Source organism: Psychrobacter sp. 1Y4 (genome assembly GCF_051847555.1).
In genome coordinates, this window is the sequence record NZ_JBPYDE010000741.1 from 1 (window position 1) to 631 (window position 631).

General features: G+C 42.9%; 1 pseudogene. It reads left to right on the forward strand.

Features of this window, described 5'->3' with window-relative positions:
* Window positions 1-369: pseudogene (locus ACS8FC_RS18635) on the forward strand (hypothetical protein); the annotation flags it as partial.
* Window positions 370-631: the final 262 nt, after the last annotated feature.

A 631-nucleotide genomic window follows, 5' to 3' on the forward strand; every position in this document is an offset into this window, starting at 1 on the left:
TTTCTCAAAAGTTTGCCCTATCATGTATTAAACGTTAATATTCCTGATGTGGATAGCAGCAGTGATATCAAAGGGCGAAAGGTTACCTCGTTGGGACACAAGCAGATCGCAGAGCCCGTGCGTCATATGATTGACCCGCGCGGCCGAGATGCGTATTGGCTGTCTCTACGAAAATGTAAAGACAGCAAGCACGAGAATGAGCAACCCTTAGACAGTTCAGCTGAATCAACCAATCAAAAAAATGTTGTTTTAACATCGGGCATGACGGATGATCAAGCAGTGGCGGCAGGATACATCAGTTTGTCGCCAGTACGTCTACATCATACCCCAGCGGCGGCATTGGATAAGCTTTTGGCACTAGATTTATAAGTTCGATAGGATATGATTATCAATGACATAGGTGATGGTCACCATATCGCTTGCTGTACGAGTGATATAAATCATCTGCTAGATCGCTAATTGTAGTAACAATATCTAGAGGCTTTTGAGTGATATCAAATGCTTTTGGATGATAAAACAATAGATAAGCAACACAAAGAACAGGAACCTTGTATGAAAAGAATCATGACCGGATCGCACCTTGCTAAGGCAGCGTTGATTGGCACTATGGCAGTTACTACCTTGTCTGTAG